The sequence below is a fragment of the Faucicola sp. SE7633 genome (genome assembly GCF_059264685.1).
On record NZ_JCADBW010000023.1, the window covers coordinates 1 to 20,949 of the forward strand.

Annotated in this window: 16 protein-coding genes and 3 tRNA genes; 10 read left to right on the top strand and 9 right to left on the bottom strand. The window is 50.8% G+C overall.

Going from position 1 to position 20,949, the window contains the following annotated elements; genetic code table 11:
• Positions 1-54: 54 nt before the first annotated feature.
• From tuf to AC5L4R_RS08510, 5 genes are all read right to left on the bottom strand, one after another.
• Entirely contained in the window at positions 55-1,245 is a 1,191-nt protein-coding gene (tuf, locus tag AC5L4R_RS08490) for an elongation factor Tu (protein WP_067057544.1), read from the bottom strand.
• A gap of 137 nt (positions 1,246-1,382) precedes the next feature.
• The gene (gene fusA / locus AC5L4R_RS08495) at positions 1,383-3,509 is read right to left on the bottom strand and encodes an elongation factor G (RefSeq protein WP_494473519.1); all 2,127 of its coding nucleotides are present in this window, start codon (positions 3,507-3,509) and stop codon (positions 1,383-1,385) included.
• Between the two features lie 353 nt (positions 3,510-3,862).
• The gene (gene rpsG / locus AC5L4R_RS08500) at positions 3,863-4,336 is read right to left on the bottom strand and encodes a 30S ribosomal protein S7 (protein ID WP_494473520.1); all 474 of its coding nucleotides are present in this window, start codon (positions 4,334-4,336) and stop codon (positions 3,863-3,865) included.
• 165 nt (positions 4,337-4,501) lie between these two features.
• A complete protein-coding gene (rpsL, locus tag AC5L4R_RS08505) occupies positions 4,502-4,876 on the bottom strand; it encodes a 30S ribosomal protein S12 (RefSeq protein ID WP_003656377.1) in 375 nt (124 codons plus the stop codon).
• A gap of 339 nt (positions 4,877-5,215) precedes the next feature.
• Positions 5,216-6,181, bottom strand: coding sequence for an EcsC family protein (locus tag AC5L4R_RS08510; RefSeq protein ID WP_494473521.1), 966 nt, complete (start codon positions 6,179-6,181; stop codon positions 5,216-5,218).
• Between the two features lie 297 nt (positions 6,182-6,478).
• On the opposite strand from AC5L4R_RS08510, the gene AC5L4R_RS08515 reads away from it, so the two are divergent.
• Entirely contained in the window at positions 6,479-7,714 is a 1,236-nt protein-coding gene (locus tag AC5L4R_RS08515) for a beta-ketoacyl synthase N-terminal-like domain-containing protein (RefSeq protein WP_494473522.1), read from the top strand.
• Positions 7,715-7,813: 99 nt separating this feature from the next.
• On the opposite strand, the gene hisC is transcribed toward AC5L4R_RS08515, so the two are convergent.
• The gene (gene hisC / locus AC5L4R_RS08520; protein WP_494473523.1) at positions 7,814-8,959 is read right to left on the bottom strand and encodes a histidinol-phosphate transaminase; all 1,146 of its coding nucleotides are present in this window, start codon (positions 8,957-8,959) and stop codon (positions 7,814-7,816) included.
• 192 nt (positions 8,960-9,151) lie between these two features.
• Here hisC and AC5L4R_RS08525 point away from each other — a divergent pair, with 192 nt between their 5' ends.
• From AC5L4R_RS08525 to AC5L4R_RS08535, 3 genes are all read left to right on the top strand, one after another.
• Entirely contained in the window at positions 9,152-9,892 is a 741-nt protein-coding gene (locus AC5L4R_RS08525) for an MFS transporter (RefSeq protein ID WP_494473524.1), read from the top strand.
• On the top strand, positions 9,876-10,427 hold the full coding sequence (locus tag AC5L4R_RS08530; RefSeq protein WP_494473525.1) for an MFS transporter: 552 nt from the start codon (positions 9,876-9,878) through the stop codon (positions 10,425-10,427). Before AC5L4R_RS08525 ends, AC5L4R_RS08530 begins: the two co-directional genes overlap by 17 nt.
• A gap of 259 nt (positions 10,428-10,686) precedes the next feature.
• Positions 10,687-11,262 (top strand): ferritin, encoded by a 576-nt coding sequence (locus AC5L4R_RS08535; RefSeq protein WP_494473526.1) that lies wholly within the window; start codon positions 10,687-10,689, stop codon positions 11,260-11,262.
• 203 nt (positions 11,263-11,465) lie between these two features.
• Here AC5L4R_RS08535 and lon read toward each other — a convergent pair whose 3' ends face one another.
• Together lon and AC5L4R_RS08545 are read right to left on the bottom strand one after the other, a co-directional pair.
• On the bottom strand, positions 11,466-13,949 hold the full coding sequence (gene lon / locus AC5L4R_RS08540; protein ID WP_494473540.1) for an endopeptidase La: 2,484 nt from the start codon (positions 13,947-13,949) through the stop codon (positions 11,466-11,468).
• A gap of 159 nt (positions 13,950-14,108) precedes the next feature.
• Positions 14,109-14,993: a 5-formyltetrahydrofolate cyclo-ligase gene (locus AC5L4R_RS08545; RefSeq protein WP_494473527.1), complete on the bottom strand. Its 885-nt coding sequence runs from the start codon at positions 14,991-14,993 to the stop codon at positions 14,109-14,111.
• Between the two features lie 563 nt (positions 14,994-15,556).
• Between AC5L4R_RS08545 and fumC the strand changes: the two genes are divergently transcribed.
• The 5 genes from fumC (at position 15,557) to AC5L4R_RS08570 (ending at position 18,896) form a co-directional block, all read left to right on the top strand.
• On the top strand, positions 15,557-16,972 hold the full coding sequence (gene fumC, locus AC5L4R_RS08550) for a class II fumarate hydratase (RefSeq protein ID WP_494473528.1): 1,416 nt from the start codon (positions 15,557-15,559) through the stop codon (positions 16,970-16,972).
• A 209-nt stretch (positions 16,973-17,181) separates the two neighbouring features.
• On the top strand, positions 17,182-18,300 hold the full coding sequence (gene nadA, locus AC5L4R_RS08555; protein ID WP_494473529.1) for a quinolinate synthase NadA: 1,119 nt from the start codon (positions 17,182-17,184) through the stop codon (positions 18,298-18,300).
• Between the two features lie 239 nt (positions 18,301-18,539).
• A tRNA-Pro gene (locus tag AC5L4R_RS08560) sits at positions 18,540-18,616 on the top strand.
• A gap of 60 nt (positions 18,617-18,676) precedes the next feature.
• A tRNA-Arg gene (locus tag AC5L4R_RS08565) sits at positions 18,677-18,753 on the top strand.
• Between the two features lie 67 nt (positions 18,754-18,820).
• A tRNA-His gene (locus AC5L4R_RS08570) sits at positions 18,821-18,896 on the top strand.
• Positions 18,897-19,034: 138 nt separating this feature from the next.
• On the opposite strand, the gene ppk2 is transcribed toward AC5L4R_RS08570, so the two are convergent.
• Positions 19,035-20,045: a polyphosphate kinase 2 gene (gene ppk2, locus AC5L4R_RS08575; protein ID WP_494473530.1), complete on the bottom strand. Its 1,011-nt coding sequence runs from the start codon at positions 20,043-20,045 to the stop codon at positions 19,035-19,037.
• 216 nt (positions 20,046-20,261) lie between these two features.
• Between ppk2 and AC5L4R_RS08580 the strand changes: the two genes are divergently transcribed.
• The gene (locus AC5L4R_RS08580; protein ID WP_494473531.1) at positions 20,262-20,840 is read left to right on the top strand and encodes a hypothetical protein; all 579 of its coding nucleotides are present in this window, start codon (positions 20,262-20,264) and stop codon (positions 20,838-20,840) included.
• Positions 20,841-20,949 lie beyond the last annotated feature (109 nt).

A 20,949-nucleotide genomic window follows, 5' to 3' on the forward strand; every position in this document is an offset into this window, starting at 1 on the left:
AAAAAAGAGCCACCCACGGGCAGCTCTTTTTGCGGTGTATCACCTAAAGCACAATTACGCAGTAACTTCCGATACCACGCCTGCGCCCACGGTGCGACCACCCTCACGAATCGCAAAGCGCAAGCCTTTGTCCATCGCGATTGGGTGAATCAATTCAACGCTCATCTCAACGTTGTCACCAGGCATTACCATTTCAACGCCTTCTGGCAAGGTGATTGCGCCTGTTACGTCTGTGGTGCGGAAGTAGAATTGTGGGCGATAGCCATTCAAGAATGGGGTGTGACGGCCACCTTCTTCTTTTGACAATACGTAGACTTCTGCGTCAAATTTGGTGTGTGGTTTGATTGAGCCTGGTTTTGCCAAGACTTGTCCACGTTGTACTTCTTCACGCTTAGTACCACGTAGCAACACGCCACAGTTCTCGCCTGCACGACCTTCGTCTAGCATTTTGCGGAACATCTCAACACCTGTACAGGTGGTTTTTTGGGTTGGTTTGATACCGACGATTTCGATTTCTTCACCAACTTTGATGATGCCTGATTCTACACGCCCTGTGACTACCGTACCGCGTCCAGAGATTGAGAATACGTCTTCGATTGGCATCAAGAAGGGTTTGTCAATCGCACGCTCTGGTTCTGGAATGTAGCTGTCTAGGGTTTCTAGCAGTTCTACAACGGCGGGCTCACCGTATTTGCCGTCGTTGCCGTTTAGGGCTTCTAGGGCTGAGCCTTTGATGATTGGGGTGTCGTCACCAGGAAAGTCGTAGCTTGATAGTAGTTCGCGCACTTCCATTTCGACAAGTTCAAGAAGTTCTTCGTCGTCTACCATGTCGCATTTGTTTAGGAATACCATGATGTATGGTACGCCTACTTGGCGTGATAGTAGGATGTGTTCGCGTGTTTGTGGCATAGGACCATCGGTGGCTGATACGACCAAAATCGCGCCGTCCATCTGCGCTGCACCGGTGATCATGTTTTTGACATAGTCAGCGTGCCCTGGGCAATCTACGTGGGCGTAGTGACGGGTTGGGGTGTCGTATTCAATGTGTGAGGTGTTGATGGTGATACCACGCGCTTTTTCTTCTGGCGCTGAGTCGATTGAGGCGTAGTCTTTGGCTTCTCCGCCGTAGTTCTTGGCAGCTACGGTTGCAATCGCCGCGGTTAATGTGGTTTTGCCGTGGTCAACGTGTCCAATGGTGCCGACGTTGACGTGCGGCTTGGTGCGTTCAAATTTGGCCTTTGCCATGGTTATGTCCTCTGTTATGCCCAGCTTGATACAAGATTTGGCTAGGTCTGGTTGAGTTTATGGTGTCAATTTTGGGTTTAAAAAGTAGGGTAACTTGCTGTCACCCCACTTTTTGACTGACTGGTTAAGCGTTCGGCTTATTCGTCGTCATCTTTGCTGGTGAATTTCTTGATGATTTCATCCGCCACGTTGCGCGGTGTTTCGGCGTACTTAGCAAACTCCATGGAGTAAGTTGCACGACCTTGTGACATTGAGCGCAGTTGTGTGGCATAGCCAAACATCTCTGCCAAAGGTACTTCAGCGCGGATTTGTTTGACACCGCCAAACAAATCATCCATACCTTGTACCATACCACGACGACGGTTTAGGTCGCCCATGATGTCACCCATGTAGTCTTCTGGTGTTTCCACCTCAACTTTCATCACAGGCTCAAGCAGCACAGGGTTGGCGTTCATAAAGCCTTTGCGGAATGCAATCGAACCTGCCATCTTAAATGATAGCTCATCGGAGTCCACATCGTGGTATGAACCATCGTATAAGGTCGCTTTCACGCCTACCACAGGGTAGCCTGCCAAGACACCGCTCTTCATACGGTCTTGGATACCTTTATCAACCGCACCAAAGAATTCTTTGGGTACGACACCACCGACAACTTCTTCAGCAAATTCGTACTCTTTGCCTTCTGCAGGGTCTAGGGGCTCTAGACGTAGCCAAACGTGACCGAATTTACCACGACCACCTGTTTGACGAACAAATTTACCTTCTTGCTCAACCGTGTTGCGGATGGTTTCACGGTAAGCAACCTGAGGCGCACCCACGTTGGCTTCAACGTTGAATTCACGCTTCATGCGGTCTACCAAGATTTCAAGGTGCAATTCACCCATACCGCTGATGATGGTCTGACCTGACTCTTCGTCCGTGTGTACACGGAATGATGGGTCTTCTTTTGCCAAGCGGTTCAAGGCAATAGACATTTTTTCTTGGTCGTTCTTGGTTTTTGGTTCAACCGCCAATGAAATCACAGGATCTGGGAATTCCATGCGCTCAAGCGTGATGACATTGTCTTCATCACACAGCGTGTCACCTGTGGTTACGTCTTTCATACCCACCAAGGCAGCGATGTCACCTGCGCGTAGTTCACCAATTTCTTTTTGCTCATTGGCGTGCATCTCAACGATACGGCCAATACGCTCACGTTTCATTTTGACAGGGTTGTAAACCGAGTCACCTTGTTTGACCACGCCTGAGTACACGCGAACAAACGTCAAGTTACCCACATATTTGTCGTTCATGATTTTGAACGCTAGGGCAGCAAATGGCGCATCGTCTGATGACTCACGGCTGGTTTCGGTCTCTTCTTTGTCATCAAGTACACCGCGAATCGCCTCAACGTCGTCAGGCGCTGGCAAGTACTCAATCACCGCATCCAACATTTTTTGCACGCCTTTGTTTTTAAAGGCTGTACCGCAAAGCATGGGGATGATTTCGTTGGCGATAGTACGCTGACGGATGGCGGTTTTGATTTTTTCGACAGGCAAGTCACCGTTTTCTAGGTACTCATCCATCAGTTCTTCAGACGCTTCTGCCGCTGTCTCAACCAATTGTGCGCGGTATTCTTCTGCCAAATCTTGTAAGTCAGCAGGGATATCACGCTCATCAAATTTCATCCCTTGAGAGGCGGTGTCCCAGTAGATGGCTTTCATGGTGATCAAATCAATCACGCCTTCAAAGCTGTCTTCTTTACCGATTGGCAAAACCACAGGCACAGGGTTGCCGCCCAAACGGTTTTTGATTTGGTCTTTGACGCGGAAGAAGTCTGCACCGATACGGTCCATTTTGTTCACAAACGCCAAACGTGGCACGCGGTATTTGTTAGCCTGACGCCACACGGTTTCTGACTGTGGCTGCACGCCACCGACCGCACAGTACACCATGCACGCCCCATCAAGTACACGCATTGAACGCTCTACCTCAATGGTAAAGTCCACGTGGCCGGGGGTGTCGATGAGGTTGATACGGTGTTCTGGAAATTGTTTTGCCATACCAGACCAAAAGCAAGTCGTTGCCGCTGAGGTAATGGTGATACCGCGCTCTTGCTCTTGTTCCATCCAGTCCATTGTGGCTGCGCCTTCATGGACTTCGCCCAATTTATGGCTACGACCTGTATAAAACAAAATACGTTCTGACGTGGTGGTTTTACCCGCGTCAATATGGGCTGAAATCCCGATATTGCGGTAACGGCTAAGGGGTGTTGTACGAGCCATAATTTTTCCTAAATATTCTAGGTGCTAATTGTTAATTGCTAAGCATTAACCCAAGATGAATCATGGTTATCATTATTCGGATATGTCGTGATAGGTAGGTCAAACACGCGCATTGGCTAAAATTTAGACAGTTTTTAAATTTAAAAATTTTTAACCACTTGCCCAAATTACGTCAATTCACGTCTTCAACAGACGACAGACATAGACGTATTATGATAGGGGCAAGTCATGACAGTCAGATGACAAATTCACCAAACCGCAACGCTTGCCTTATGATTGCGAACACTAGATGGGGCTTGTGGTTGATTTTACAAGCCCCGCCATTAATAACAAACCAATAACCAAACGCTTGCTTAGAAGCGGTAGTGTGAGAACGCTTTGTTGGCATCTGCCATGCGGTGAACCTCATCACGGCGTTTCATCGCATTGCCTTTGCCTTCAGCGGCGTCCATCAATTCGCCTGCCAAACGTAGCGCCATGGATTTTTCTGAACGACGCGCTGCTGCGTCGACCAACCAACGCATCGCCAAGGCAGTACGACGGGAGGGACGTACTTCCATAGGCACTTGGTAGGTTGCACCACCCACACGGCGGGCTTTAACCTCAACCATTGGGCGAACTTTTTCTAGCGTGTCTTCAAAAAACGCCACTGGGTCAGTGATGTTGTTTTTTTCGACCACACGATCGAGCGCGCCGTAAACGATTTTTTCGGCGATAGATTTTTTACCATCCACCATCACGTGGTTGATGAATTTAGCGATGGTCTGGCTACCAAATTTTGGGTCTGGTAGGATTTCACGGGCGGCAATGACGCGACGTCTTGGCATGATAGATTCCTTGTGTATTCAGGGGGCTCTGGTCGGGGCAATTTTTGGTTTTTTTGCCAGTAAATTACCACACCAGCCTTACTGCTTATGGCGGTATCGATTTGGTTTGATTGAACTTGGGTAAATCGACCTTTCCATCAGCAAACAAATGTAAAATAGCTTAAATTACGCTTTTGGACGCTTCGCGCCGTATTTTGAACGACCTTGTTTGCGGTCTTTCACGCCTGCGCAGTCTAGCGCGCCGCGTACGGTGTGGTAACGCACACCTGGTAGGTCTTTAACACGACCACCGCGAATCAATACAACGCTGTGCTCTTGTAGGTTATGACCTTCACCACCGATGTAGCTGGATACTTCATAGCCTGACGTCAAACGCACACGGCAAACTTTGCGCATGGCAGAGTTTGGTTTTTTGGGGGTGGTGGTGTAAACGCGGGTGCAGACACCGCGACGTTGAGGGCATGCTTGCAACGCAGGAACTTTTGATTTTTCCTTGATGGTTGTGCGCCCTTTACGGATTAGTTGGTTTGTGGTTGCCATATGGCACTCTTCTCCCGATACAGTCAATGCAATAGACAAGCTTGGCATGACCAAGCCAGTCATTTTTTGGACAGCGTATTATAGAGAAACTGACGCGTTTTTTCAAGGAATTATTGGACTTATCGCCAAAAATCATCAGATATTTGGTAAATGTTGGATAAATTTGAATAAAACGCTGGTAAGTTGTGTTACGCTTAGACCAGCGCAGACTTAAAAACAGACGGTTGAGGTTATTTAATTAGTTAAGCAGGCAAATTTTATATCTAAAACGTAAACAACACGATTGCGTTGGCAATCGTGTTGGTTGGGTAACAACATTGAAAAATCAAGGTTGGATGATTAAGCCGATGGTTTGGCGGAGGCATCGCTTTGGGTGAGTTTGGCAGGCGATGCGGTCTGGTTGGCAGGTTCGGCAAAGACCGCTTGGGTCACCGCAATGACTTCATGGATGATTTGGTTGTTATACGCTGTGCCAATACCAACGGCGGTGATGGGCAAAATTTTGTGCAAAATACCCACGTTAAAACGCTCAAGATTGAGGTTGATATTTTCGGCGATGTCATCAAATGCTGAAAATAGCTGCGCCACCGTTGAATTGTCCAACAAGTCTTGGTTTTCTTCTAGCGTGTCATCTGCCATGGCTTCAAACAAGCCGAGCCCTGCCAAGAGTGTTTGTTTTTCTTGTAGTTTTTTAAGATTAACTTTGCTTAAAATTTCGTACGCCAATACCACACCATTGCTACCCGTCAATGGGCGGTCGTAGATATGACTGATTTGGAAGATATGGCGCAAACACACCGCCAACAGCCAAAATGTATCGCCCAAAATGCCCAATAGACCTGCAAAGTTGCTCACACTACCTAAGGTTGCCAAGGCACGGTTTTGGTTGGCGATTTCCTCGGCAAGTGCGTCGCGTTCGGCAGTAGATAGCTGCTTGCCAAATTGCGGATTGTTGTGTAAATCGGTATCTGCCCAGCTTTGCGCCAATTTGCCGACGCGCATAAACACACTGTCACTGGCTTTATCAAACAACGATTGTGGCACAAAACGGTTGGCATATTTTTGGTAGCGGCTAAGCGGTGTTTTGCCCATCAGTTTGGCAGATAGGGCAGGGATTTGGTCATGAAAGGCGTTTTTGTGCGCGCGGATATCATCACGCAACGTCGATAAATCCAAATCTTGCAGCATATCTTTGGGCAAGTCTTGGCTATCGGTGAATTTTGCCAAACGCTCGCCCAAGGCATTTAGGCCGTTACGGGTGGTGCCAAAAACGGTGTCGGTTAAGTTATGGGTTAGGTGAGCCATGCGTCTTCCTTATTGTATCGCTGTATGACAGTTGGTTAAATCAAGATTGATTAAGTAAAATTTGAACGCCCATTAGGGTAAATAAAACCGTGCGGCATTACAAGGTGGGAACGTTGTGCAAACGTATGCGCTTGGTTAAAGCCTGACGAAGATAGGCAAATGTTGGGCTTTTTTGGAATACAACTTAAAGAAATATTTTGTAACAAAGTCAGCTGACCACTAGCGTTTATGCGCTGAATTCACTACAATTTTGGCGGTATAGGATTTGACAAGTTTTTGACAAAAAAAGGCAAGTTTATGCGGCGGGTGGTCATCACAGGGGCAGGGTTGGTATCGTGCCTGGGCAACGACTGGGCAAGCGTGGTGCAGGCGCTGCGCACGGGGCAATCGGGCATTGCGTTCAACCCGATATATGCCGAGCAGGGTTTTAAATCCTGTGTGTCAGGCTCGGTGGATGAGGCGGCGCTGGATACGTCGATGATTGACCGCAAGCTTAAGCGGTTTTTGTCCAAGCCGGGGTTGTATGCTTATATCAGTGCGTGGCAAGCACTGGCGCAAGCTGGCCTCAGCGTAGAGGCTGTGGCACACAATCCGCGTATTGGCGTGGTGGCAGGCTCAGCAGCGTCCTCGACGCATGATGTCATGCTGGCGTTGGATGGTATGCGCGCCAAAGGGCTGCGCGGTGTTGGCGCGATGACAGTGCCAAAAACCATGTCAAGCACGGTGTCGGCAGCCTTGGCGACGGGGTTTAAACTGGCAGGGGTGAATTACTCGATTGCCTCGGCGTGTGCCACGTCGGCGCATTGCGTTGGGCACGCGATGGAGCTTATTCAGCTGGGTAAACAGGATGTCGTGCTGGCTGGCGGCGGTGAGCTTGAGGACTGGACGCAATCGTGTATGTTTGACGCGATGGGTGCGCTTAGCACGCGCCACAATGACACGCCAACGCAAGCCAGCCGCCCGTATGATGCAGCGCGTGACGGGTTTGTGATTGCAGGCGGTGGCGGCATGGTGGTGGTTGAGAGCCTAGACCATGCATTAGCGCGCGGTGCGCCGATTTTGGCAGAGCTTGTTGGCTATGGCGCAACGTCTGATGGCGTGGATATGGTCGCGCCCAGTGGTGAAGGGGCGGTGCGCTGTATGCAGCAGGCGCTGGCGCAAGCAGGCATGACAACGGTGGATTATCTCAACACCCACGGCACCAGTACGCCAATTGGCGATGTTGCCGAGCTGGGCGCGGTCAAAACCGTGTTTCACGATGTGTCGGGCGGTGCAATCCCTGCGATCAGCTCAACCAAATCCATGACAGGGCATAGCCTTGGGGCAGCAGGCGTGCATGAGCTGATTTATTGCTTAATGATGTTGCAAGCAGGGTTTATCGCGCCAAACATCAACGTGGATAACCTTGATGAGGCAGCGCAGGGTTTTGACATCGTCACCGAGCCGCGCGCGGCCAAGCTAGACACCATCATGACCAATAGCTTTGGTTTTGGTGGAACCAATGCCAGTTTAATCATTCGGCGGTTTGCTTAAATGTGTTTGCAGGCTTAAGAGCAATTGGGCAACCCAAAAACACGCGCCAAGCTTGCCGACAGGATGCCGCAAACTTGGCAAAACTCAAACGATCGATGGTCAAGCCAGCGCAGCCAACGCGGCAAGCAAACGCTGATTTTGCGCCGCTGTGCCAATGGTGATGCGCAAATAGTCGCGGATTTTGGGCTGATCAAAATAACGCACCACGATGCCTTGCTCACGCAGCGCGGCAAAGATTTGCGCCGCATTGCCATTGAGCAGATGGGCAGGCGGCTTGGCAAAGACAAAATTGGCTTGCGAGGGCAGCACGCTAAAACCTTGTGCGGCCAAACGTGCGCTCAAGTCTTGTCGCAAGGCGATGATCTCCTGACAGCGCGCGCTAAAATATGGCGTATCCTGCACGCTTGCCAACGCGCCTGCTTGCGCCAACGTGTCCAGCGGATAGCTATTAAAGCTGTTTTTGTAGCGCGTCAAAGCCTCAATCAATGACGGATTGGCAAACGCCATGCCCACACGCAAGCCTGCCAACGCGCGCGACTTAGAAAACGTCTGCACCACCACCAAATTGTCGTATTGATTGACCAGCTCAACGGCAGACGCCTGCGCCACATCGGCAAAATCAATATACGCCTCATCAATCACCACCACCGCGTTGGTATGCTCTTTGAGCAATTTTTCAATATCGCCACGCGCCAGCAAAATCCCCGTTGGTGCATTGGGGTTGGCAAGAATAATCCCCCCACACGGGCGGCGATAGTCATCGACATCAATACTAAAATCGGCTTTGAGCGCAATTTTTGCCAGCTCAATGTGAAACGTATCGGCATACACAGGATAAAAACTGTAGCCAATCTCGGGCGTGAGTACGGGGCGGTCTTTGACAAAAAAACAGGTAAAAATATGCGCCAGTACCTCATCTGAGCCATTGCCCACAAACACTTGATTGATATCTAAGCCGTGCAAATCCGCCAACGCTTGGCGCAAGTCATCGGACTCAAAACTTGGGTAGCGTTTGAGCGTATCGGCTTGGTTGGCAAGCGCAGCGCTGATGGCTGCTGCCACGCGCGGTGAAGGTGGAAACGGATTTTCATTGGTATTAAGCTTGCACAAATTGGCAAGTTTGGGCTGCTCGCCTGGCACATACGGCGTGAGGTTTTTGATATGCTGACTCCACAGGCGGTTATTGATGACCGTGGGGGCGGCGGAAATCGGGCTAGGGGTTGCAGACGTATCTGTCGATGCCACAGTGTCACTCCGTTGATGAAGGTGGGCGCAAACAAGCAAGAAAAGGCGCGTACAAAAATTTTGTCAATACGACAAGCAATAACCAACAATATCGGCTAATATGCCAGCGCGTATGGGCGATTATCTTAGCACAAAATCGCGTGCCGCCCTAGCGTGTGCTTTCTTAAAAAAGTGCGATACGGGAGCAAAAAATTGGTTAAGTCTGTTCTGTCTTCAACGCCACCTTCCAATAACCCTGACCAACCCAGCGCTGTCCCCAACCCACCGCCTCAGTACCCCACACGCCTGTTGTGGGCGATTGGCCTAGGCTTGGTGCTGCTTGCGGTCAATATGCGCGCGCCACTGATTGGTTTTGGCACGGTCGCGCCACAGGTGCAGCAGGAGCTGGGGGTATCCACCAAGCTGATTGGTGTGATTGGCACGATTCCCATGCTGGTGTTTGCCATTGTGTCGCCGCTAGCACCGCGTTTGGCGCGGCGTGTGGGGCTGGTGGCCAGTATGCTGCTGGCAAGTGCTGCGCTGGCAGGGGGGATGCTGCTGCGGATTGTGCAGCCAGAATTTGGCTGGCTTGCCGCAGGGACGTTGTTGCTGTCGGTGGCAATTGCACTTGGCAATGTGCTGATACCTGCCGTTGTCAAACAGTACTTTGCTGACCGTATCAATACTTGGATGAGTGGTTATTCGCTGTGGCTGGCGATACTGGCGGGGCTTGCCGCATGGCTGACCCCACACCTTGCCCAACAGCACGATTGGCGTTTTGCGCTTGGCGTGTGGGTAGTGCCAACGCTTGTGGCGTGCGCCGTGTGGGCATGGGCGTGGCAGCTTGGGCGCGATCAAGCGCGTCAGTTTAGCGCCCCCCCCAACCGACGCATCGGCCGCATCAGCCGCCCAGCAGCGTTCGGTGTGGCGCATACCGATGGCATGGTTTATTAGCCTGTTTATGGGGTTACAATCCTTGTTGTATTTTACCTTGGTCAATTTTTTGCCCAGCCTGTTGGTGGATAAGGGCATGAATGCGGCGCAGGTCAGCAATATCGGCATGATTTTTCAAATCGTCGCTTTGCCATCGGTTTTATTCTTGTCAGTGGTGGTCAAAAAAGGCGGCAGCCTGCGCGCGCTGATGTTGTCAGGCGCGATCAGCAACCTACTGGGCGTGATTGGCTTTGGGTTTTTGCCAAACGCGTGGTCATACGCTGCTGCGGTTGCCGCTGGTTATGGTTGCGGCATCACTTATACCTTGTGCTTGATTATTTTGACCTTGCGATCCAAGGACAGCACACAAGCTGCCGAATTATCGGGCATGGCGCAAACCATCGGTTACAGTATTGCGCTGGTCGGGCCGCTGGCCACTGGCTGGCTAAAAGACCTATCAGGCGGTTGGTGGCTGCCGATGGCGGTTTTGACGGTGCTGATGGTTACCAAATGCGTGTTTGCGTGGCTGGCGACCCAAGCGCGCCCGATTGAATAATGAAATAGCCGCCCCACGCACGCGCCATATTACCCAAAAACTGTTGATTAAGCGTATCTGTGTGTTAGCGCGTGTAGGCTTTCAGCGGCTTTGCGTAAGCATTAAACGCAAACACAGGTTTAAGCTTTATAATGGGCTAAACCTTTGACCGAGAGTACCGCGCACATCAATAATTATGCCAGGCAAATCGGTAGCCTAACGCTCTGCGGCGATAGGTAGGCTTATTTTAAACGTTTAAACAAATCATTTGGAGACAACAATGAGTGGCAGCGATTTACCATTTCACTATTCTGACAAACGCATTTCTGACAAAATGGAAGCGGCATTAAACGAACAGATGATGACCGAAGCCGCCCAAGCGCAAGCCTATTTGGCATTGGGCAGCTGGGCGGAGATCAATAACTATGATGGCGTGGCGGATTTCTTTTATAAGCATTCTGCTGAAGAACGCAACCACATGTTTAAGTTCTTGGAATACATCAATGAACGCGGTGGTGAGGCCAAAATCGGCGCTATTCCTGCACCACGCGACAACCCAAGTGATCTAGAAAGCTGCATTGAAGATATTTGGCAGCATGAGCTTGATAACTCACGCAAAATCTATGCGTTGGTAGATTTGGCACTAGAAGAGCGCGATTGGGCAACCTTTAATTTCTTACAATGGTTTGTCAAAGAGCAAATCGAGGAAGAAGCCTTAATCGGTGACCTACGCGATAAGTTTACCTTGGCATCAAAAGAAAAACGAGACAACCAAAACTTCTATTCATTTAACCGCGATATGGCACACGCATCACAATCGGGCGAAATTCCACGCGAAAAAAGCTTAGATGAATAAAAAAGCTTAGATGAATAAATTAGCTGAATAAATTAGATGAATCATGGCTGGCTCAATAACAGACAGCCATAATGCAAGCGTTAAAATCAAACTGGCGGCAAGCATACCGCCAGTTTTTTTTGTGCAGGTGGTTTGTTCAAGGATAAGTTAAGTAAAAAAAGCTGGCAAATATGCCAGCTTTTTGGTGCGTGTCAAACAATGGATTAGCTTTTTAAGGTGATGCTGTCGTTGCCATCGAGTTTATCCAATGCCACCGCGTTGGGTTTTAGGGCAATGGGTTGGCTAACCAACGCCGCTTTAAACACCTCATCGATGGTTTCAACGGGCTGAATGCGCAAGCCTTCTTTGACATTGTCAGGAATATCTTGCAAATCGCGCTCGTTGGATTTTGGAATCAACACGTGTTTGATACCACCGCGATGCGCGGCTAGCAGTTTTTCTTTTAAGCCGCCAATACGCAGTACCTTACCGCGCAAGGTCACCTCACCTGTCATGGCGATATCGGGGCGGATAGCAATGCCCGTCATCGCCGATGCCAATGCCAACGTCAAGGCAATACCTGCTGAAGGGCCGTCTTTTGGCGTTGCACCCTCAGGCATATGCACGTGGATGTCGGTGTTTTTAAACGTGTCATAGCTGATGCCAAGCTCAGCACCGCGCGCACGCACCACGCTCATGGCAGCGCGAATCGACTCTTTCATGACATCACCCAGCGAACCCGTAAAGCTCAATTCGCCTTTGCCTTGCAATGCCACCGCTTCGATGGTCAAAAGCTCACCGCCCACTTGCGTCCACGCCAAGCCTGTCACGCGCCCAACCTCAGGGTCTTGCTCAGCCAGACCAAAGTCAAACTGATGTACGCCCAAATAGTCACCGATGTTGTCGGCATTGACCACGACGTGTTCGTTGGCGTTGTGCGCGTCTTGTTGGACGTGGTTTTTGACCACTTTACGCGCAATTTTGTTAATCTCGCGCTCAAGGTTACGCACGCCTGCTTCACGGGTATAACGCTGGACGATGGTTTGCACCGCGTCGGTGGTGATCTCTACCTCACCTTCACCAAGACCGTTTTGCTCCAAGGCTTTGGGCAGTAGGTATTTTTCGGCGATGTTGATTTTCTCATCTTCGGTGTAGCCTGGCAAGCGGATGACTTCCATGCGGTCAAGCAGCGCAGGCGGAATGTCCATGCTGTTGGCCGTACAGATGAACATCACCTGCGACAAGTCCAAATCCATGTCCAAATAATGGTCATTAAAGGCATGGTTTTGTGATGGGTCTAGCACCTCAAGCAGCGCTGAGGCAGGATCACCGCGAAAATCTTGCGCCATTTTGTCGATTTCATCAAGCAAGAACAGCGGATTTTTCACACCCACTTTGGCCAATGACTGGACGATTTTACCTGGCATCGCGCCAATGTAGGTGCGGCGATGGCCACGGATTTCGGCTTCATCACGCACACCGCCTAACGCCATGCGGATAAATTCACGCCCTGTGGCGCGTGCGATGGATTCACCCAATGAGGTTTTACCCACCCCCGGTGGCCCGACCAAGCACAAAATTGGGCCTTTTAAGGCTTTAACGCGCGATTGCACCGCCAAAAACTCTAAAATACGGTCTTTGACATCGTTAAGCCCGTAATGCTCGGCTTCAAGCACATCTTGCGCGTGGTTGATGTCAATGTGCACATCGCTGGTTTTGTTCCACGGTGTGTCCAAAATCCACTCAAGGTAGTTGCGCACCACCGATGATTCAGACGACGCAGGCGGCATCATTTTAAGCTTACGAAACTCGCTTTCGGCTTTTTTGCGCACCTCATCGGGCAAGTCGGCTTGCTCGAGGCGGTTGGCAAGCTCGTCAAGGTCATCATCGTCCGATGGCTCGCCGCGCTCTTCGTGCAAGTCTGACAGCTCGTTTTTAATCGCTTTCATTTTTTCATTGAGGAAGTATTCGCGCTGGTTGTTCTCCATCTGGCGGCGAACTTGCTCTTGGAGTTCTTGCTCAATGTTTTGCTCGGCACTTTGTTGCACTAAGTAATCGGTCAGCGTTTTGATATGCGCGGCCAAGTCGTCCTGCTCCAAAAACGCTTGTTTGTCAGCAAGGTTGAGCGATACGCGTGTGGCGATAAAGTACAACAGCTCCTCAATGCCGCTGATGCGCTCAGCCACGCGAATCAGCTCACGCGCGTTGCGCAAGCGGCTTTCGGCGTATTGGCTAAACAGTGCCAACAGCGCGGCTTTGTGGTCTTGCTGCTCGTTGGCAGGCAAATTCACCGTCATTGGGCTGGCAACAAACTGTGCGACCAATGCGCGGTCTTCTTGGCTGTTGAACGACCCATGTACGGTATCGGTTTGGCGCAATTCGGCGCGGTACAAACCTTCAATCAACACTTTAACGCAGCTGTCATCGTTTTCATGCGGCATGGTATTGACGATGCGGCATACCGTACCATATTGGTAGAGGTTGGACTCGTCGATGTCTTCGGTCAAAGAATCTTGCTGCGCGACGACCAAAATACGGTTGTCGTAATCGCGCTGCGCCAATTCAACGGCATTCACCGACAGCGCGCGCCCAACAAACAGCGCAATTTGCATGTGTGGATAGACCACCACATCACGCAGTGCCAACAACGGCAAGGTATTGACCGCGTCGGCAAGTTGTGAAGCCCCATCATGGACTTCATTGTTCATATCTTGCAGATTGTCTTGCATAGTATCCCCTTTAAACTCAGCCGCTCATGGGTCGGCTGACGACATACGCTAGATATGGTGTTTGTCAGGTAAATTGCAAGCGCTTGGCTAAGCGATTGTTTAGACAGCGATTCAAACGCCAATTTGGGCAAAAATGCGCTAAAAATCTTGCTCGGTGTCGCGATTGACCGCCAAAAATGCATCGGCTTTTGCCAGTAGCTGTGCAAGATGGTTAGGGTTCATCACCGCAGCGATTTGGGCAGGTGCAAGCGTATCATCAACTGGTATCACATCGTTGTCATCAAAAACACCGCTGTCATCAAAGACGGCGGCGGCATTGGCGGCGGTTGGTGCGCGCAAAGCGGCATTTGCCAAATTTTTGGCGGATTGTTGGGTGAAAGCAACATCATAACGCTGGCGAAAATCCACCACACCGCTGGGCAATACCGCCATATCTAGCCGCGCATCCCACGGCTGACGCGGCAGGTGCGCCACACGCTGACAATCATACGCCCACCCGATCACCAGCGGCTTGTGCTTGTGGCGTGCCAAAGTGCGGTCATAAAACCCACCCCCCATGCCCAGCCGATAGCCGTCATCATCCAACGCGACCAACGGCACAAACAGCACATCCAAATCACGCGCCAGCCATAACGCGCCATAGGCAGGCTGACGCATGGCAAGCGGATGGCGGGCAAGGCGTGCGCTTTTGAGCGTTGGGGTAGCTAACTCACGAAAACGCAACGCGCGGTGCGGACGTGTGACGACGGGTAAAAACACGCGCCAACCGCGCCGCCGCGCCCAATCAATCAACCCTTGCGTTGGCAACTCGCCAAACGCATCGGCATACACACCGATGTTGAGCGGACGCTGTGGCTGTCGGGGTAGCGGCAGGCGGCTAAGCTGACGCACGGCTTGCCCTGCGGCGTGGCGACGTTGTACAGGCGACAGCATAAGACGCGCGCGACGCAAGCGGCGGCGGATGGCTGATGGGGTTTTAGCTAAGCTGACACAATCGGTTTTGGTGGCTTGAGACTTGGGCATGATAAACGTTTTATACGGTGCTAAATTTTTACAGTAAACCATTTGCCTTGACAAAACAAGCCCAACAAAAACAGATGAAACGCGCGCCAAAAAAGCGTATAGTAAGCGTATTTGTGTTTGCCAAATTGAGCAAACTTTTTGAGCAAACCTTGGCGCAAGCAGATGCGTCAATCTATGTTTGACAGCTAACATGAATTTTATCATTCGTTGCCGTAAACCTGCGACTTCAGGCGGTGGATATAAGGCAATTGTTAAATGCGATAAGTTTTGCTATACTCATCTCACTATATTCAATGTCTTACATTCCACAGTTAAGTTAAGACTAAATTGCGAGTACGCAGTAACTTAACGGGTAAGACGTTTCCAAACACACACTTAAGCTAATTCGTGTCTATGACAATCCTAACGGTAGGATTAGCTTAAAATAAGAACCTAAGATGTACGGTGTGTCGTACGGGCGGTTGCCATTGTCTTAGGTTTGCGGTCGGGCTTGACCGTCTGGGAGCAGGAATCCCCTCACTTTAGGGAGGGGAGGAAGTCAAAGTACGCAAAAGGGAAACCACATGAGCGAACCAACCCACAACCAAAGTAGCGATTTTCGACAAGAAAAAGACACCATGGGCGCGGTACAAGTGCCCAGCCAAGCTTACTGGGGTGCGCAAACTGAGCGTAGCCGCAACAACTTTAAAATTGGTGGCGAAACCTTGCCCCAGCCATTGATTGAAGCGATGGCACTGGTCAAAAAAGCCGCCGCGCTGACCAACGCCGAATTAGGCCGCATCAGCAATGACAAGCGCGATTTGATTGTACAAGCGGCGGATGAAGTCATTGGCGGTAAGCTACGCGACCAATTCCCGTTGGTGGTATGGCAAACGGGTTCGGGCACGCAGTCCAACATGAACATGAACGAGGTGCTGGCCAACCGCGCCAACGAAATCGCAGGGCACGCCAAAGGCAGCTACCAAGCCATCCACCCCAATGATGATGTCAATCACGCGCAATCCACCAACGACAGCTTTCCAACCGCAATCCGCGTGGCGGCAGCGCGTCAAATCAACAGCTTACTGATTCCAGCGGTACAGGCGCTGCGCGATACATTGGCAAAAAAAGCCGATGACTTTAGCGACATCGTTAAAATCGGGCGCACACACCTACAAGATGCCACGCCTTTGACCTTGGGGCAAGAGTTTAGCGGCTATGCCAGCCAGCTTGACCACGCCTTGACCCGTCTAGACGCGGCACTACAAGGCTTGTATGAATTGCCATTGGGCGGCACAGCGGTGGGCACAGGGCTAAACGCACACCCAGACTATGCCGTCAAAGCGGCACAAACCTTGGCGGATTTGACAGGCTTGCCATTTGTCACCGCGCCCAACAAATTTGAAGCCTTGGGCGCGCGCGATGCCGAGGTATTCGCCTCAGGCGCACTCAAAACCTTGGCGGCCAGCCTTAACAAAATCGCCAACGACGTGCGCTGGTTGGCATCAGGCCCACGTTGCGGTATCGGTGAAATTCGTATCCCAGAAAACGAGCCTGGTTCATCCATCATGCCAGGCAAAGTCAATCCCACCCAATCCGAAGCCATGACCATGGTCGTCGCGCAAGTCATGGGCAATGACGTGACCATCAACCTAGCAGGCGCGTCGGGTAACTTTGAGCTCAACGTGTTTATGCCTGTGATTGGTTATAACTTGTTACAATCAATCCGCCTATTGGGCGACACCTGCAACAGCTTTAACGAGCATTGCGCCGTCGGTATCGAGCCTGTCAAAGAAAAAATCGACGAATACCTGCACAATTCATTGATGCTGGTGACCGCGCTTAACCGTCACGTCGGCTATGAAAACGCCGCCAAAATCGCCAAAACCGCCTACAAGGACAACAAAACCCTAAAACAAGTCGCGGTTGAACTTGGTCTTATGACCGCCGAGCAGTTTGACGAGTGGGTCAAGCCTGAGGCCATGGTCAAATCATCATAAGCCACCAAGTTTTAAATTGTTAAAAAATTTGGCAGTTGTAGCAAGCCAGTGGCACGCGCCATTGGCTTGTTTTTTGTGGTTTGGACGGGTAAACTAAAACCCCCAAGGCAGATGACAGCGGTTGATGTTTTAGCCCCTCAACCGTTTGATCCCAATCGCCTGCTTGTCGTGATAGACACGGCAAGTTTTGCCATGAGAAGGATTTTTTCATGACCCACCCAACACACCCAACGGCAAATGCCGCCCCTAAGCCTGCGCGCGTGGTTGATTTAGCCGCCAAACAAATTGTCGAAAACCATCTAAACCAGTTGGCAACGCCGCAAGATTTGATGCTGGATGCGCATGAATTTGAGCAAAAAAAAGCCCAAATCATCGAGCTGTTACGCGCCAATCACGCCACCTTAATCGCACACTATTACACCGACCCTGCCATCCAAGCCATTGCCGAGGCCAGTGGCGGTATCGTGTCTGATAGCCTAGAGATGGCACGATTTGGCCGTGATAGCGACAGCGACGTGCTACTGGTGGCAGGCGTGCGCTTTATGGGCGAGAGCGCAAAAATTCTTAGCCCCGATAAAACCGTACTTATGCCAACGCTTGCGGCGACTTGTTCGCTGGATTTGGGTTGCCCTGTTGAGGCGTTTAGCGCGTTTTGTGACGCGCATCCTGATCGCACCGTGGTGGTCTATGCCAACACCTCAGCCGCTGTCAAAGCGCGTGCCGACTGGGTGGTGACCTCAAGCATTGCCGTTGAGCTTATCGACCATTTAGACAGCCAAGGCGAAAAAATCATATGGGCGCCCGACCAGCATTTGGGGCGCTACATTCAGCGTCAAGTTGGCGCAGATATGCTGTTGTGGAATGGCGCGTGCATTGTGCATGAGGAATTCCGCGCGCGCAGCCTTGCCAGCATGAAGGCGCTATACCCCGATGCCGCCGTGTTGGTGCACCCCGAATCCCCACTTGAAATGATTGAAATGGCAGATGCAGTCGGTAGCACCAGTCAGCTGATTGCTGCCGCCAACCGCTTGCCACATGATACCTTTATTGTCGCAACCGACCGCGGGATTTTTTATAAAATGCAGCAAGCTGCACCGCACAAAACCTTGATTGAAGCGCCAACGCGCGGCGAGGGGGCAACGTGCCGTTCATGCGCGCATTGCCCATGGATGGCGATGAATGACCTTGATCAAATCATCACCACGTTGCAGCAAATTGGCACGCCTCAGATGGCACAGCATGAAATTATCGTTGCACCTGACCTAATCGCTCAAGCCAAAAAGCCGCTTGACCGTATGCTGGCGTTTGGTGCATCGCTCAAACGCTAAGCCACTGGTTATCCCAACCAAACGCATGGGGCAAGGGCGACTTGCCTTGACCCAATGTGTGTTGATTTTAATGTGTTAATGCCTTGCTAAGGGCGTACCCAGCAAGGCAGCCATACAAAGCCAATGCGCTAAGGCAAAAATTAAAATAAATGCAAAAATCGCTTGACACCTTTGTCACCTTGCATTAATATACCCACCACTTAACGCGGTGGCATAAATCAACCACCTGTGGTAAGCGTCGGGGCGTAGCTCAGCTTGGTAGAGCACCTGCTTTGGGAGCAGGGGGTCGTAGGTTCGAATCCTGTCGCCCCGACCATTTTTTTAAGCACTTATGCTTAAAATACCAGAGCCGTGCAGGCTGTAAAGTCTTTAATACGCGCCTGTAGCTCAGTTGGATAGAGCATCTGCCTTCTAAGCAGGTGGTCACAGGTTCGAATCCTGTCAGGCGCGCCATTAGCCTGCTGTATTTACCAATGTTGATCTGTTGGTAATTATCTTTAAGCCTATTGGCTTGTCTATGGCGGATGTAGCTCAGTTGGTAGAGCCCCGGGTTGTGATCTCGGTTGTCGTGGGTTCGAGCCCCATCATTCGCCCCAATTTTTTTTATTTTTTTAACTGCTGGCGGATGCTTAGCGGTTTTTTTATTTTTGGTCAAGCCCAAATCTTGCCATAAACAAGGCAACCATCGGCTGCCTTGTTGGCACAAAAACGTTGGTCTAAAAACACGGTTTGGTTTAATACACCTGCGGCACGTACATCTCGGCAGGGATTTCCTCACGCACGTAATCATCGTGGTGCACACGCGGTGGCAATTCGACGATTGCATGGGGGATTTCTTCATACGGGATTTGCGACAGCAGATGGCTGATGCAGTTGAGCCGTGCGCGTTTTTTGTCGTTGCCTTCAATCACCCACCATGGCGCTTCGGGGATGTTGGTGCGCTCAAACATCACTTCTTTGGCTTTGGTGTACTGCTCCCAGCGGCGGCGTGATTCCAAATCCATCGGTGATAGCTTCCATTGCTTGAGGGGGTCATACACACGGCTTAAAAAACGCGCGTGCTGCTCTTCATCGGTGATGGAGAACCAGTATTTGATCAAACGAATGCCCGACCGCACCAACATGCGCTCAAACTCAGGCGCAGATTGAAAAAATTCTTGGTATTGCTCTTCGGTACAAAAGCCCATCACGCGCTCGACCCCTGCGCGGTTGTACCAGCTGCGGTCAAATAGCACGATTTCGCCTGCGGCTGGCAGATGCGCGACATAACGCTGAAAATACCATTGGGTTTTTTCGCGGTCACTGGGTGCAGGCAACGCGGCGACGCGACACACGCGCGGATTTAGGCGTTGGGTGATGCGTTTAATCGCCCCGCCTTTGCCTGCCGAATCGCGCCCTTCAAATATCACCACAACGCGCTCACCGTTGTGTACGACCCAATCTTGTAGCTTGATGAGCTCTTTTTGTAGGCGAATTAGCTCTTTAAAATATACATGACGCTCTAGCTTTTCGTCGGATGTCAATTCGCTACGCGCGTAGCGGTGGTCTTGCACATAGTCGTCAAGCTCGTTTTCGATTTCTTCATCATAGCTGTCAATCAGCTCGTCTTGGAGCTGCTGGCGAATGTTTTCGTCGCCGATGTCTGCGTCATTGAGGTAGCTGTCAGCCGTCAAATCGTCGGTTGCCATGGCAACTTTTTGCTCAAGTTGTTCGTCATTGAGGGGGGTGAGGGGGCGGTAAGTCATGGCTTGTCCTTATATATTGTACCGATATATATTGTACCGATATATATTGTACCGGGGGTACGGTATATTGGATGGCAGTGTAAAAAACGCATTTTTTGTGCCTATCCTAACGCAAGAATATGACAACGCCATGACGGCTTGATGTTGATGGGTATGCTAAACTAAGGGGCTAAATGGTGCTGGATCGTCGGGCAGTGATAAACAGGTGAAAAATTGATGGGTATTTGGGTGTGTGTGGTGGTTGTGCTGTTTGCTGTCGGCAGTATCATGGGGCTGATGCCCTCAGCGCGCGCGCGGCGGCTTGATGATTTGCGCATGACGGCGCGGCAGGTGGGGTTGCAGCCTAAATTGGTGGTTTGTCCCGATTGGCTGGTTGGGCGGTTGGACAAACAGCCCAATCAACCCCTTGATAACCCGCTTGATAACCCGCTTGATAACATGGTGGCGCAATACGGCTGTATCATTGAGGGCGCGCGTTTGCCTGCGTGTGATTTTGTTGCCATTGATGGGCGCTGGCAACTGGCGGGGCGTTGGCAGCAATTTGCCCAAACCAAAGAGCTAGCAACCAACAAATTTTTGTTAAATAACGCGCTCAATGGTGCACCGATTGATTTGCCTGCCAGCATTGCGCCGTATGTGCTGGGCTTGAGTGCGCAGGCGAATTTTATGGCGTTATATTGGCGTGAGAATATCGGCGCGTCGCCTGCCACGCTTGAAACGCGCACAAATGACCTAATTCAATTAAAAACCGATTTGCAACGTTATGCCGATTTGTTGCACAATGGCGCAATTTAGGACACAGATTTGGCTTGATTTGACAAGTTGGCCCAACCATCGTGCGATGACGGGAACAAATGACTTGCCAAATTTCGCGTGAGTGATTAAACCCTATCAGATTTTATTG